Raw genomic sequence first — 13,423 nt, 5'->3', positions numbered from 1 at the left:
CCTTACACTGGTTAGAATACTGGTTTAAACCGGAGGTTTCCTACAACTTACCTCACCGTGCTTTGTAGTGTGCCTCTCCTAGTTCCATTATAAACTGAAATCCGCATCAGTTTTCATTACTATTTGACTCGATGAGCGGAGCGAGTCGAGATGGAGGTTAGAATGTCGAGAAAAATTATTTTATATATTGCTACTAGTTTGGATGGTTATATTGCAGAAGAGGATGGAGCAATCGATTTTTTGACAGCAGAATCTAGCCCGGAAGTAGGAGAATTTGATAGCTATACACAGCTGTTGGAACGAATCGATACTGTTGTTTTAGGGCGTACAACCTACGATCAGCTAGTAAATGAGTTGATGCCGGACCAATATCCCTATGAGGAACAAAAATCCTACATTATCACGCACCATCCGATTGAGGGAACAGATCAATTAATTTTTACCGATGAGCGGCCAGAACAGCTGATTCAACGACTAAAGTCAGAAGAAGGAAAAGATATTTGGATTATCGGAGGGGGACAAATCATTGCACCTTTGATTGCCAATAACCTGATCGATGAGTATGTCATCACTACAGTTCCAATCCTACTTGGTCAAGGCATCTCTCTTTTTCACGAAATGGACGCTGCTGTTCAATTAGCAGTTGTTGATACGACTATCGAAAATGGCTTGATTACTTCTGTTTATTCAAGAGTGAGTGAATAAACAGAAACGAGCACTTCAAACGAAGCGATAGGGAAAAGTTGATTTGTACAGAAGTAATAGCGGAATGCAAAGGCATGGGGAATCTCATGTCTTTTTTGTATGAATAAAAGAGGGAATAATTTTTCTCGAATAAAAGCTTTGACAGGTCAAAAGAAATCAGTTAGAATGAAAATGAATCAAACGACTACATTTGTAAACGATGGTTCGAAAGAAGGGGAAAATAATGACTGAAGCCAAAATAACGGATGCTGAATGGGAAGTTATGCGTGTTGTCTGGGCGCAGAAAGAAACGACCAGTAATGATGTCTTTACCATTCTTAATGAAAAAATGCAGTGGAAGAAAAATACAATCAAAACACTACTAGGGCGATTGGTAGAGAAAGACATGCTGGCAACGAAGCCTTTAGGCAATAAATTTATTTATTATGCACGTATTGAAGAAAGAAGAAGTCTTCAAGATTTATCAGATGAATTACTGACGAAGGTCTGTAGCCGCAAGGTAGGACAAGTCGTAGAGCAACTGATTCAAGATAGTCTGCTGAGCTTTTCAGATATCGAACAGCTGGAACAGCTGCTTCAAGAAAAGAAAAAGTCAGCGGTGGAGGAAGTACCGTGTAATTGTATTCCCGGTCAATGCCAGTGTCATTTGATTGGAAAAAAAGGAGCTGAATAAAGTGGAAACAAAAACGTTTGGAATAGAAGGAATGAGCTGTGCGTCCTGTGCACAATCTGTTGAGAAGGCAACCAGCAAACTTTCAGGTGTCGTGAAATCGAGCGTCAATCTTGCCACAGAAAAAATGACCATCGAATATGATGGGGAACAACTTGGGGAAGCTGAAATCAAGCAGGCTGTAGCAGATGCGGGCTTTCAGGCAATTGGCCAAACCGTACAGCGAAGCTTTAGCATAGAAGGGATGAGCTGTGCCTCTTGCGCACAAAGTATAGAAAAAGCGGTCAATCAATTAGCCGGTGTAGATCAAGCCAATGTCAATCTGGCTACAGAGAAGATGATGGTTCAATTTGATCCAACAGTCTTGAACAGTGGGGAGATTTCTGCAGCAGTTGAGCAAGCAGGGTTTCAAGCGATGGAAGAAACGACTGGAAATGAGCGTGAAAAGACAGACGCAAACCAAAAGAAAAAACAACAGCACATTCAAGAAATGTGGCGTCGCTTCTGGTTGTCAGCAGTCTTTACAGTACCATTGCTTTATATTGCAATGGGGCATATGATTGGACTGCCATTGCCCAGCGTGATCGATCCGATGGCGAACAGCACAGTTTTTGCCATGACTCAACTGATCTTGACGCTGCCGGTTTTATACTTAGGCAGAAGCTTCTTCACAGTGGGGTATCGCTCGCTGTTTAAGGGACATCCGAATATGGATTCACTGGTTGCTTTGGGAACAAGTGCTGCTTTTCTTTATAGCTTATACGGTACGTATATGGTATTTGAAGGTCATGCACATTTCTCAATGGAATTATACTATGAGTCAGCCGCTGTTATTCTAACGCTGATCACTTTAGGAAAATACTTTGAAGCAGTATCAAAAGGAAAGACTTCAGAAGCAATCAAGAAATTGATGGGCTTGGCACCTAAAAATGCCCGAGTGATTCGTGAGGGCAAAGAAATGGATGTACCGATTGAAAACGTTCGAGTGGGTGAGTTCATCATTGTTCGCCCAGGAGAAAAAATTCCGGTGGATGGCGTTGTGCTGGAAGGAACGACAGCAATCGATGAGTCGATGCTCACTGGTGAAAGCATTCCTGTGGAGAAAAAGGCTGGTGATCCGGTCATTGGTGCAAGTATCAATAAAAACGGAAGCATCCAATTCAAAGCGACGAAGGTTGGGAAAGATACGGCGTTAGCGCAAATCGTTAAACTGGTTGAAGATGCCCAAGGATCGAAAGCGCCGATTGCTAAAATGGCGGATAAAATTTCCGGTGTATTTGTGCCAATTGTTATGGTACTTGCTGTATTGGCTGGCTTAGCATGGTACTTCATCGGTCAAGAATCATGGGTGTTCGCTTTAACAATCACGATTTCTGTTCTAGTCATTGCTTGTCCATGTGCGTTAGGTTTGGCGACTCCGACGGCAATTATGGTAGGAACAGGTAAGGGTGCTGAAAATGGGGTGCTGATCAAGAGCGGAGATGCACTGGAAACTACGCATAAAATTCAAACCATTGTCTTCGATAAGACTGGAACAATTACTGAAGGAAAACCTATCGTAACGGATATTTTAGTAGCAAATGGTTTGCTGGAAGCCGAATTGCTGCAGTATGCGGCATCTGCTGAAAAGGGCTCAGAGCATCCGCTAGGCGAAGCCATAGTATCGGCAGCGGAGGAAAAAGGGTTGACGATTTATCCAATTGAAAATTTTCAGGCAATTCCGGGACACGGGATCGAAGGTGATATTCAAGGAAGTAACTTCCAGCTTGGAAACAAGAAGCTAATGGTGGAGCAACAGATTGAGCTTGGAGAATACTACGATTTATCCAACCAATTAGCTGAGCAAGGGAAAACACCAATGTTTATTGCTAAAGATGGGCAATTGGCTGGGATTATTGCTGTTGCAGATACCATCAAGGAAAATAGCAGACAAGCGATTGAAAAGCTGCATCGAATGGGTATTGAAGTTGCCATGATTACTGGAGACAATAAACGAACAGCGGAAGCCATCGCTAAACAAGTGGGGATCGACCGCGTGCTCAGTGAAGTATTGCCGGAGGATAAGGCAGCAGAGGTCAAGAAACTTCAAGCTGAAGGGCGTAAGACAGCAATGGTTGGGGATGGAATCAATGACGCACCGGCGTTGGCGCAAGCAGATATCGGTATTGCGATTGGTTCCGGGACAGATGTTGCCATGGAATCAGCAGACATCGTTTTGATGCGCAGTGATTTGATGGATGTCCCAACAGCCATTGAGCTGAGCCGTTCAACAATCAAGAATATCAAGGAAAACTTGTTCTGGGCCTTTGCTTATAATACATTAGGTATCCCAGTAGCAATGGGGCTTCTGCACCTATTCGGTGGACCGTTGCTTAACCCAATGATTGCGGGTGCGGCAATGAGCTTCAGCTCAGTCTCTGTTTTACTGAACGCATTGCGGTTAAAGCGATTCAAACCATCAAAATAGTTCGTTCTATGCTTGTTGAATAAGCAAGCATCAGTGATAATCAAGAAAAAGAAAAGAGGAAAAAAGAATGAGTCAAACAGTAAAAATCGAAGGTATGAAATGTGACGGTTGTGTCAAAATCGTCAAAGAAAAATTTGAAGCAATTGCTGGTGTAACATCAGTGGATGTTCAACTAGAAGAGAAGCAGGCAACAATCGATGCAACAAGTGAGCTGTCAGAAGAACAGTTATCTGCAGCATTGGCTGATACGAAGTTCACCGTAACTGTATAAAAAAAGCGTTCCAAGCCGATAGTGCTATTACGGCTTGGAACGCTTTTTATGTCAACTCAATCTGTCCAATAAATTCCGGTATTCTTGCTTCGTCTTTTCAGGATCTTTATTCGTGTAATAATAGGTATAGTCTTTTGTCTCGATTTTCATGATCGGTGTTTCTTTTTTGTACACAAGGAGATACGCAACCTCGTCGTTTATTCTGAATTCACCTGTCAGATAATGATCGGTCGCCGAGCCGTATATCCGTATACCATGATCTGGCATCTGATCGATCAATGAGACAGCGTCAATATCCTTGATGGCTATTTCTCGAGTCTTTGAAAAAGGTGCAGACAGCGAAACCTCTTTTGTAGAAAAGGCCATTCGAAACGGATCATTAGAAAAATCGCTAACTAACAAAGGAACGCTGGAAATAATAAGTGTAGCTATAATGACGATCAGTAAAACAATCATCGAAATTTTTCCGGCAGGTCGCCCAAGATTTACTGATAGGTTCATTCCTAAGCGATCAGGGAACATGATTCTAGGATCATTCGGGTTGATATACATGGCATAGCGCCAATATTGGTCATCATCGCCATAACGATAATCAGACGCTTGCAAAATCAACTGATCCTGTGTTCTTCTTAAGCGGAACATCAGAACAAAGATAAAACCAATATATACAAATAATCCGATAAAATAAAGGCTCGCAAGAATCATTATTTTATCATAGACAACAACAAGTGATAGAGCAGGTAAAAAGGATAATGGGCTGAAAACAAAAGCAGAGAGAATAAAAAGCAGCGACCAATAATAGCGCATCGCATCATTTACCTGTTGATTGATTTTTTCGTCACTGGTCAAGGGTTTGACTGGCAGACGGCGAATCAAATAATAAGAAAAAATGAAAAGAGCAGTTGTAAACAAAGAAATACTGCCAAACAAGATTGCCCCGGGGGCTTGTTTTAATGAAAACAACGTGTAAATAGTACCACTTAAAGAAATTAGGATACTAGGCGTAAACCAATAGACTTTCAGCATATTTCGATTTTTATTTAAAACTAGCTTGGTATCAACTAATAAAGGCTTAGTTGGCAGCATCCAGTTGTTTTTCAGCTTGACTGTTGTCATTTTTCGAATGTAGATGACCTGTGTGTAGTAATTTACCCCAATCATACTAAATAACGAAAGAAGCATGAAAATAAGAGCGATAGAATCGTAAGAAATGAGTAGCATGAGTAAATCTAAAACAGAGAACACTCCAGCGATAATCAGTAAAGCTCGTTTATATTCCTGACGTACGTGAAGCACCTGTAAATCATCGAGCCTGTCTTTGGGTAAGGTAGTTTCAAGTATGATATTTTTATGTGGATTAGCAACGATTCGACCAATCAAAGCCATCAGAAAATTCATGCCGATAAGTACAAGTAAAAGTATTACGTTCATATTCATAGGAATCCCATCCTTTATTTAAAGTTCTGTAGAATTTGACTGACGATAGCGTGAATATCTACCTCGTCCATCTGATGAATCGCCGCTTCAGCTAAAATGAGTTCAAGTGAAGCACCAAACTGTTCGATGAAATACTCTGTTGCTTTTGGAAATTCGGCAACCTTTGTACCATTTCTACGATCTGTTACGATATATCCCTCGAGCTTTAACGCGCTGTAGGCCTTTGAAACAGTCATCATATTAACGCCGATCTCATCAGCCAATTGTCGGACAGAGGGCAGTGACTCATTAGCTTCCAATTGACCTCCGGCAATCCCCAGTACAACTTGATTCCGAATTTGCTGGTAGATCGGCACATCGCTTTTCATATCTATTTCCATTAGCATGGATGAAACACCTCACTCTACTTTTTTGCATCTTTTGTATTATATAGTGTAATACAAAATGATTGGAATTGCAATAAGATGACAGTTGAGAGTTTTTGACTTGAGGCATATAATAAGAAAAGAGTGAATAGAGTGTATCTGGACGAGTCGGTAAAACGAGGTTCGCAGTGTCTTTTTCGTGCGGTTCTACACCATATGATCTGTGGCTACTTTCTAGGTGTTCATTAGATTTTCTGAAAAAAGAATACCGCAGAGCTTTTCGGATAGGCCAAATAATGGCCACTCAAAATTTTAGATACACTCGAATGTGAAAGGATGGAAGATATGGCAGAAATCAACAAGGAATCAACCAAAAAATTCAGAGCAGGATTCGTTAAAGGGGCGAAAGAACGTGCAGTTCAAAATGCTGTAGTGACGAATGGGATTACCCGAGCTGCCGAAACACAGGAAGCGAAAGTAGAAAATGTACAAGTCTTTTCAGTGGATTTGGAAACGGGAAAAGTCGCAAATCAAAAGAAAAGCGGTCGCTGCTGGATGTTTGCGGCTCTAAATACATTTCGCCATAAAATGATCAATAGCTTTCAATTAAAAGATTTTGAGCTTTCTCAGAACTATACTTTTTTCTGGGATAAGTACGAAAAATCAAATTATTTTTATGAAAATATCCTTGCGACAGCAGATCAGGCATTGGATTCCCGTAAAGTGGCGTTTCTTTTAGCGACACCGCAACAAGATGGCGGTCAATGGGATATGATTGTTTCACTATTCAAGAAATATGGTGTCGTTCCTAAGACTGCGATGCCGGAAAGTAAGAATAGCTCAGATTCCAGTGAGTTGAATAATTACTTAAATAAAAAACTGCGTAAAGATGCGGTTGTTTTAAGAACGATGATCGAAAAGGGCGCATCTGTCGAAGCTGTTCAGCAGAAGAAAGAAGCCTTTCTACAAGAGATTTATACCTTTTTAGCTATTTCTCTGGGAACGCCTCCGGAATCGTTTGATTTTGAATACCGAGATGAAGCAAAAGAATATCATCTTGACCAAGGCTTGACACCGTTATCTTTTTACGAAAAATACGTAGGTGTGGACTTAGATGAATATGTCAGCGTTATCAATGCACCGACGCAAGACAAACCATTCAACAAGACGTATACAGTAGAGATGCTGGGGAATGTTGTTGGTGGAAAGCCAGTGAAATATCTAAATGTAGATATGAGTACGTTCAAAAAATTAGCTGTTCAACAGTTGGAACAAGGTGAATCTGTTTGGTTCGGCTGTGATGTCGGGCAGTCTTCTAATCGTCAAAATGGAATCATGGCATTGAATGCATATGAAATTAACGAATTATTTGATATTGATTTCACGATGAGTAAGGCAGAGCGACTGGATTATGGAGAAAGCCTGATGACGCATGCGATGGTTTTGACCGGTGTTGATATTGTCAATGGTGAATCTACAAAATGGAAGGTCGAAAACAGTTGGGGCGAAAAAGTTGGTGAAAAAGGCTTCTTTGTGATGAGTGATGCTTGGATGGATGAGTACACGTATCAAATCGTTATACGAAAAGAATTCTTAACGGATGAATTGTTGAAGGTCTGGGAGGAAGAGCCAAAAGTTCTGGCACCTTGGGACCCAATGGGCGCACTGGCGTAGATAACTTAGAACATAATAAAACGGGACGACTGCCAACAGTGGCGTTGTCCCGTTTTTCTTTTATGTATCTTTTCTTAGTTTCATATGTGTTGAAAAACAATAGTGGAAAGAGTCCCATCTGTTAAAAAATCAGGGAAGACCAGCATAGTAGGAGCATATGGCTGCTACTGCTTTTGTGGTACTCTTGTTTTTATGTGTGTGGGTCTGCTCAAATTTCTTTTCCGAATATGGTTATAGACAGTTGGCACGGAAATATCACATCTTTCAGCAATTTCAGAAACGGAGAGATCCGAGGTGACATACAGCTCTAACGCATGATTGACTTCATCTGTACGTGGCGGTCGACCAAGCTGCTTGCCATTTTCTCTAGCTGCGTCAAGACCAGCTAAAACACGTTCACGAATCAGTTCAGCTTCCATTTCTGAAAAGGCGCTCATGATTGTAAAGAAGAAGCGCCCCATGGGTGTGCTTGTATCAATGTTGTTTTGGATACTGACAAAGTTGATATTCCTTCTATCAAACTCCTCAAGCAGAGAAAGCAGTTGGCGTGTCCCACGTGCGAGACGATCCAGCTTGAAGATGACTAAGGTATCTCCGGAACGAAGTTTCTGAAGAACTGTGTTCAGGACACTTCGAGCAGGATTTCGACCACTTTCTCGTTCCTTGTAAATTTTATCTACACCATAATGCTTTAGTGCTTGCAATTGTGAATCAAATTTCTGTTGATGGGTACTTACCCGCATATAGCCGATAGTTGCCATTTTATATCACACTCCTAATAGTTGTTTCATGCTACAACGAAAATGGCAACTCTATCAAGAATTATATAAATACTATTTTATTTATTGTAAAAGTATTTAAAAAAATTGACTGGTTTGTTTTGGTAGAGTGTATTGCCTATTGCTGCAGCTGATTTGCCAGAATAAGCAGGTTTAGCGCCTGTTTATCCTTTGTCGAGCCCAATAACCTCATCTCATATCTATTAAAAATCATTCACTCCTTTCAAAAATAATTTACAAGATGAAAAAAAGATGTTGACGACTCGATATCTTTATAATAAACTAATGTTTTTTAGAAAGTAGAACGACTTGTTATTTAAAATAGGTGGACACACTCCGGAATATGGATAAGAAGGACTTTTCCTTCTTGTCCATATTCTTTTTTTTGCATGTTAGTTGCATTTCTCAATATCATTAGTTTTTTAGAAGGTTCTAGTCTGTCAGAGCCTTCTATTTCTATGCTTTTTTATCCTAAGTATGAACGAGAAAGCTGTAAAAAATAAGTAGTAATAAATAACGATGTTAGTTGCATTCTCGATTTAAAACTATTTTCAGACATGCTAGATCATCTTCGGTCCATTGATTTAGCACGTTACATTGGTAGCTGGGGGGAATCGTCGTCAATTATGGAACAGGAAAAAAAGCGACAACAACAAAAAAAACGGCAATTGCAACATCCCAAAAAAAGAAAGTCATCAACTACGCTTGCTGAAAGAGAACAGATTGTTGGAAATCCTCAAAAAAAGAGGACGAAAAAAAATGGGTCAAAAAATGGGTCAACAAAAAAGAAAAGAAATACGAAAAACACTTCTGCTTCAAGAAGAAAAGCGCCAAAAAAGAAAGAAACCAAACAATCCAAAGCAATATCCTTGCTGTTCAACATTCTCTTTTATGTATTTATCTTGTTCGTAGTTGGCGGTTCGGTTCTATTTGCTACTAGTAGTGATGAAAATAAATCATTTCTCGGCTATCGTTTTTTTGGTGTTTTAACGGATTCGATGGTTCCAAGAGATCCGAAAACACAAAAAGGTGGGTTTCATTCTGGGGACATAATTATTGTAAAGGATATACCTGGTGAGAGTGCAGAAGTGGGAGATATTATTACTTTTCGACCAAGTATTACTAGTAACGCTTTTCTAACACATAGAGTGAAGGAGAAGATGGACAAATTGGGTGAGACAGAAGGAACATTCTATATTACTCAAGGTGATGCAAATAAGGCAGAGGACGTGCCAATCAATGCAAAACAGGTAGTCGGGAAAAAGATGCTTGTTATTCCAAAAGTCGGAGGGCTCTTGAATTTCGTTCAGGAAAATGTGGTTGTTTCTGTCGTCTTCGTTCTTTCTGTGTTTGGGTTTATAACAATCATACGGTATTACTTTATGAACAAATAACAAATTGGTATTTTCTCTTTGGGAAAGACCGTGTCACAAGCTTCTTGGCAGCTTTTGAACCTCAAATAAACAGGATTCCAAAGCGAGTTAAATGAAACAGTTTTGTCACACACTTAAACAAGGAGTCAATAATATATTAAGAGGGGGAACTCTACAAATGAAAAAAAATCTGAATAAGACTCAGAAGAAAAAAGTACTTGCTGCAGCTGGGACCTTTGCAGCAGTAGCCGCATTATCTGCAACATTCGCTTGGTTTACAAGTGAAGATTCAAAGACTAACCACTTTGAAGGTGAAATTGCAACAGGAAAAGACATCGAGATCGTGGAAACGTTTGAGCCACCAACCGATTGGGAGCCAGGCTCAGAAGTAAACAAGGATGTACAGGTAGCTAATATTGGTAAGTATGATGCATTGATTCGTGTTGGTTTGGATGAGTCATTACAATTACTAGATGACCATGTAGCAAAACAAACAACGACTGGTACTGAACTGAATGGTTTGACTGAAGAGCAAGCTTACGTTGTACCGGGATCATTACCAACAGGATACACAGATTCAACATTTGCTGGTGCAGCACCAACGATCACAATCACTGGTGGTGACTACGCTGGTACGTACACATTGAAGGTTGTAGAAAAATCTGAAACACATCCTACTACTGGGGTTATTACGTACTCTTACCGTCAAGTATGGGACAATGGGACGCAACAATTCCATGCAACAGGTATTGCAGGATATGACAGAAATGAAACAACTGGACAAATTACTTTGAAAGCTGGATCAGCAGCGGCAATGTCTTATGTTGACTTGACGTATGCACCAGCAATCACGAGAGACTGGACTGTTCCAACAATCTATAATCCAACTCCGGCATTTGCTAATGGTAATAATGATGTGTTGACTTCTCTTGAAGTAACACCTGGAACGCAACATCCAATCGAATTGCTGTTCAACAATATTACAACAGATCCAACTGTAGCGGACAAATGGTACTTTAATACAGCGGATGGTTACTTCTACTATACAAGTGTTGTAGCACCAGGCGCATTGACTACTCAATTATTGGATGCTGTAACATTGTTAGGTTCTGCTGGTAACGAATATAGCAAACTACAATATGACTTAACTGTAAATGCAAAAGGAATCTCTGCATTCAAGGACGCTGTAGACGAATGGTTGCCTGCAGGTGGACCTTTAGCAACAGCATTGAAAGATTTAGTACCAGAAAAATAAGCACTAATTTGATTTGATTACCAACTGAGGGGGAAGTGAAATGAATATAAAAAGCAATATTGGAAAGGCGATATATATGAGCGTAGGGATACTTCTGTTGCTCGTATCACTTGTTATTGCTGATACAGCGCAAGCTGTAGAACTTCCTCCCGGTATGGTAATTGGAGATGATCAAGGAATAAAAATCAAAGATGATGGAGAGTATCTCGTTGATGTGCGTGATGTGATACCGGGAAAAGCCTGGTCAGTAAAAATCACTATCAGCAATTTAGAAAGAGATATTCCTTATCATTTGACGATGCGGGTTAGTAAACCAACCTTGGTTCAAGGAACGTTGGATCTGTCAAAAGCAATACAAATGCGTTTGGTCTATGACACAAAAGTGATTTATTCTGGTCCTGTATCGGGAGATAACGGCAAAATCAATCTTCAAGACGTCGCCTCACCAGTAGATTTAGGTACTTTTAAAAGTGGTGATACACGTATGTTGGAAGCCTATTTTGAGCTAGATGGAAAAGAATATGGCAATGAAGATTTTGCTGAAAAAAATATTTTTGAGAATATTTGGTATTTCAAAGCAGTAAAAACAAAATTACCGGATACAAGCAATAGTAGTGATGATCCAAAAAAACCAGGGACATCAAGTAGTACAACACCTGGGAAAGATATTTTTAAGCTGCCAAATACAGGGGAAGAATGGCGGAACGCACTGATTTTTGTCATTATCGGTATGTTTTTAGTTATGTTGGCTCTGCTGATTGTCAAACATAAGGTTTTAGACAAAAAGAAATCACAGTAACGGAGATGTGCAGGATCAATATGTATTTCCGTAGAGCGATTAAAGGATAAGGGGGAAGCAAATGTCGAAAAGAAAAAAAACGGGTCGTTTGCTAAAAAAGAAACAGAAGAAAAAGTGGAGCTTTCTTTTGAAGGGGAACAAGCTTCCAATACTTTTGCTGGTTTTCTTTTTTTCCAGTTTGATGGTTCTGGGAAGTACGTATGCGTGGTTCACTTCGCAAGATGAAAAGGAAAATAACTTTGTTGGGACACGTTTAGCGGCAGAAATCGATGAAGATTTTGAAGCGAATTATCAGTGGCAACCGGGATTGACGACACAAAAAGTTGTCCGTGTAAAAAATACCGGAGATGTACCGGCGCTTATTCGGGTGTCATTTTATGAATATTTATTGCTATTTGAAATAGATACAACAGATCAAACAGGAAATGGCAATCTTAAGCTTTCGCCAACAGAGATTACACCGAGTGTCAATAGTAAAAACGTAGAAACCTGGGAAGCAGCAGCTCAAGCAGGTGGTACCTACAGTTATGATGGAAAGTTCTATTTGGCAAAAGAAGCGGTTGTACCTGATCGTTCAACTGGCACGGATATGTTCAAATTTCAGGATACAAATAGAGGAAATGGCCCATTCAAGTGGTTTGATTTAGATATCCCGAGTCATGTCTATACCTCTACGCCAGCAGCAGGAACGAAGGATTATTGGTTGTATAGTGATGGTTATTTCTATTATTCAGAGCTCGTGGCTCCTAGGGAATCAACAACGCCGATATTGAATAGTATTTTACTGAATCCTAGTGCGCCGAATAAGTATAAAGGAGCCTTGTATCAATTTAATCCTGTAATGGATGCACATGATGCTACTGAAGTGATTCTCACTGCGTGGAGCTTACCTCAGTCCGGAATTATTCATGAAATGTACAGAGACTATTTAGAGAATTAAGGAGGGACATAAATGAAAAAGTCGAAAAATAAACCGAAAAAACTGCTTTTGAATAAGATGTCTTTCTGTATACTCGCGATAGTCACTGTTATAGGAATAATAACCTATAAAGGTGTGCAGCAGACATATGCAGCCTTGACTGATGCGGATGAGAAACGAAATGAGTTTCGGATCAGCGATCTGAGAACAGAAATCGAAGAAGATTTCGTTCCACCGGGGACCTTCGAACCGGAAATTGATTATAAGAAAATAGTGACCGTCAAGAATGCGGGAGAGATGAATAGTTTTGTTCGTGTGTTAGCATTACCGGTCATCACAAAAACTGCGAGTAGTGGTGCTGTAACAGTTCTTCCGGCAACAACGGAAGGGACAGCAGCTGTGTTGACAATTGATTACAATTTAACGGATTGGATCGATGGAAAAGATGGCTATTTTTATTACAAGAAAAAGTTAACTGCAGGAAAGAAGACAGAGCCTCTATTTACGACCGTGCGAATGAATCAGGCCAATATCACACCTGAATATGTTGGTGCTGTTCTAGATTTTGAAATCAAAGTCGAAGGAATCGGAGCTACGAAATATGCGTATCGTGATGCATGGTGGAATGGTCAGACACCTATAGTGAATCCATTGTTAGAAGTAGACGATTTGCTGAAAGATCAAACAGATGGAAACTAGTTCAAAAAAC

The 13,423-nt window shown here is 40.1% G+C and carries 13 protein-coding genes; 10 read left to right on the top strand and 3 right to left on the bottom strand.

The features are described 5' to 3' along the window. Positions 1 to 162 precede the first annotated feature (162 nt). The 4 genes from A5888_RS10550 (at position 163) to A5888_RS10535 (ending at position 4,113) form a co-directional block, all read left to right on the top strand. Positions 163 to 705 carry a dihydrofolate reductase family protein gene (locus A5888_RS10550; protein ID WP_086349746.1) on the top strand — a complete coding sequence of 181 codons (543 nt, stop codon included), beginning with the start codon at positions 163 to 165 and terminating at the stop codon, positions 703 to 705. Positions 706 to 928: 223 nt separating this feature from the next. Then, positions 929 to 1,378: a CopY/TcrY family copper transport repressor gene (locus tag A5888_RS10545; protein WP_086349747.1), complete on the top strand. Its 450-nt coding sequence runs from the start codon at positions 929 to 931 to the stop codon at positions 1,376 to 1,378. 1 nt (position 1,379) lies between these two features. Continuing rightward, entirely contained in the window at positions 1,380 to 3,842 is a 2,463-nt protein-coding gene (locus A5888_RS10540) for a heavy metal translocating P-type ATPase (protein WP_086349748.1), read from the top strand. Positions 3,843 to 3,909: 67 nt separating this feature from the next. After that, entirely contained in the window at positions 3,910 to 4,113 is a 204-nt protein-coding gene (locus A5888_RS10535) for a heavy-metal-associated domain-containing protein (RefSeq protein WP_086349749.1), read from the top strand. A 51-nt stretch (positions 4,114 to 4,164) separates the two neighbouring features. On the opposite strand, the gene A5888_RS10530 is transcribed toward A5888_RS10535, so the two are convergent. Together A5888_RS10530 and A5888_RS10525 are read right to left on the bottom strand one after the other, a co-directional pair. Then, on the bottom strand, positions 4,165 to 5,544 hold the full coding sequence (locus A5888_RS10530) for a PH domain-containing protein (protein ID WP_086349875.1): 1,380 nt from the start codon (positions 5,542 to 5,544) through the stop codon (positions 4,165 to 4,167). A 20-nt stretch (positions 5,545 to 5,564) separates the two neighbouring features. Continuing rightward, positions 5,565 to 5,936 (bottom strand): GntR family transcriptional regulator, encoded by a 372-nt coding sequence (locus A5888_RS10525; protein ID WP_086349750.1) that lies wholly within the window; start codon positions 5,934 to 5,936, stop codon positions 5,565 to 5,567. A gap of 324 nt (positions 5,937 to 6,260) precedes the next feature. On the opposite strand from A5888_RS10525, the gene A5888_RS10520 reads away from it, so the two are divergent. Further along, positions 6,261 to 7,589 (top strand): aminopeptidase C, encoded by a 1,329-nt coding sequence (locus A5888_RS10520; RefSeq protein ID WP_086349751.1) that lies wholly within the window; start codon positions 6,261 to 6,263, stop codon positions 7,587 to 7,589. Between the two features lie 164 nt (positions 7,590 to 7,753). Here A5888_RS10520 and A5888_RS10515 read toward each other — a convergent pair whose 3' ends face one another. Continuing rightward, a complete protein-coding gene (locus A5888_RS10515; protein WP_086349752.1) occupies positions 7,754 to 8,350 on the bottom strand; it encodes a recombinase family protein in 597 nt (198 codons plus the stop codon). 644 nt (positions 8,351 to 8,994) lie between these two features. Between A5888_RS10515 and A5888_RS10510 the strand changes: the two genes are divergently transcribed. From A5888_RS10510 to A5888_RS10490, 5 genes are all read left to right on the top strand, one after another. Beyond that, positions 8,995 to 9,762: a signal peptidase I gene (locus tag A5888_RS10510; protein ID WP_086349753.1), complete on the top strand. Its 768-nt coding sequence runs from the start codon at positions 8,995 to 8,997 to the stop codon at positions 9,760 to 9,762. A gap of 157 nt (positions 9,763 to 9,919) precedes the next feature. Further along, the gene (locus A5888_RS10505) at positions 9,920 to 10,996 is read left to right on the top strand and encodes a BsaA family SipW-dependent biofilm matrix protein (RefSeq protein ID WP_249274502.1); all 1,077 of its coding nucleotides are present in this window, start codon (positions 9,920 to 9,922) and stop codon (positions 10,994 to 10,996) included. A 40-nt stretch (positions 10,997 to 11,036) separates the two neighbouring features. Further along, positions 11,037 to 11,795 carry an LPXTG cell wall anchor domain-containing protein gene (locus tag A5888_RS10500; RefSeq protein ID WP_086349754.1) on the top strand — a complete coding sequence of 253 codons (759 nt, stop codon included), beginning with the start codon at positions 11,037 to 11,039 and terminating at the stop codon, positions 11,793 to 11,795. 61 nt (positions 11,796 to 11,856) lie between these two features. Continuing rightward, positions 11,857 to 12,735 (top strand): BsaA family SipW-dependent biofilm matrix protein, encoded by an 879-nt coding sequence (locus tag A5888_RS10495; RefSeq protein WP_086349755.1) that lies wholly within the window; start codon positions 11,857 to 11,859, stop codon positions 12,733 to 12,735. A gap of 12 nt (positions 12,736 to 12,747) precedes the next feature. Continuing rightward, a complete protein-coding gene (locus A5888_RS10490) occupies positions 12,748 to 13,413 on the top strand; it encodes a hypothetical protein (RefSeq protein ID WP_086349756.1) in 666 nt (221 codons plus the stop codon). The last annotated feature ends 10 nt before the right edge of the window (positions 13,414 to 13,423 follow it).

The organism is Enterococcus sp. 9E7_DIV0242 (assembly GCF_002140975.2).
Lineage (GTDB): Bacteria > Bacillota > Bacilli > Lactobacillales > Enterococcaceae > Enterococcus_L > Enterococcus_L clewellii.
Note: the sequence above shows the minus strand (reverse complement) of the source record. Positions and strands in the feature narration are given on the sequence as shown.

Bases quoted from the DNA above. Each gene is read 5' to 3' on its own strand.
- A5888_RS10490 (WP_086349756.1), top strand. From the start codon at position 12,748: ATGAAAAAGTCGAAAAATAAACCGAAAAAACTGCTTTTGAATAAGATG.
- A5888_RS10510 (WP_086349753.1), top strand. From the start codon at position 8,995: ATGGAACAGGAAAAAAAGCGACAACAACAAAAAAAACGGCAATTGCAA.
- A5888_RS10500 (WP_086349754.1), top strand. From the start codon at position 11,037: ATGAATATAAAAAGCAATATTGGAAAGGCGATATATATGAGCGTAGGG.
- A5888_RS10550 (WP_086349746.1), top strand. From the start codon at position 163: ATGTCGAGAAAAATTATTTTATATATTGCTACTAGTTTGGATGGTTAT.
- A5888_RS10505 (WP_249274502.1), top strand. From the start codon at position 9,920: ATGAAAAAAAATCTGAATAAGACTCAGAAGAAAAAAGTACTTGCTGCA.
- A5888_RS10495 (WP_086349755.1), top strand. From the start codon at position 11,857: ATGTCGAAAAGAAAAAAAACGGGTCGTTTGCTAAAAAAGAAACAGAAG.
- A5888_RS10530 (WP_086349875.1), bottom strand. From the start codon at position 5,544: ATGAACGTAATACTTTTACTTGTACTTATCGGCATGAATTTTCTGATG.
- A5888_RS10525 (WP_086349750.1), bottom strand. From the start codon at position 5,936: ATGCTAATGGAAATAGATATGAAAAGCGATGTGCCGATCTACCAGCAA.
- A5888_RS10520 (WP_086349751.1), top strand. From the start codon at position 6,261: ATGGCAGAAATCAACAAGGAATCAACCAAAAAATTCAGAGCAGGATTC.
- A5888_RS10535 (WP_086349749.1), top strand. From the start codon at position 3,910: ATGAGTCAAACAGTAAAAATCGAAGGTATGAAATGTGACGGTTGTGTC.
- A5888_RS10545 (WP_086349747.1), top strand. From the start codon at position 929: ATGACTGAAGCCAAAATAACGGATGCTGAATGGGAAGTTATGCGTGTT.
- A5888_RS10515 (WP_086349752.1), bottom strand. From the start codon at position 8,350: ATGGCAACTATCGGCTATATGCGGGTAAGTACCCATCAACAGAAATTT.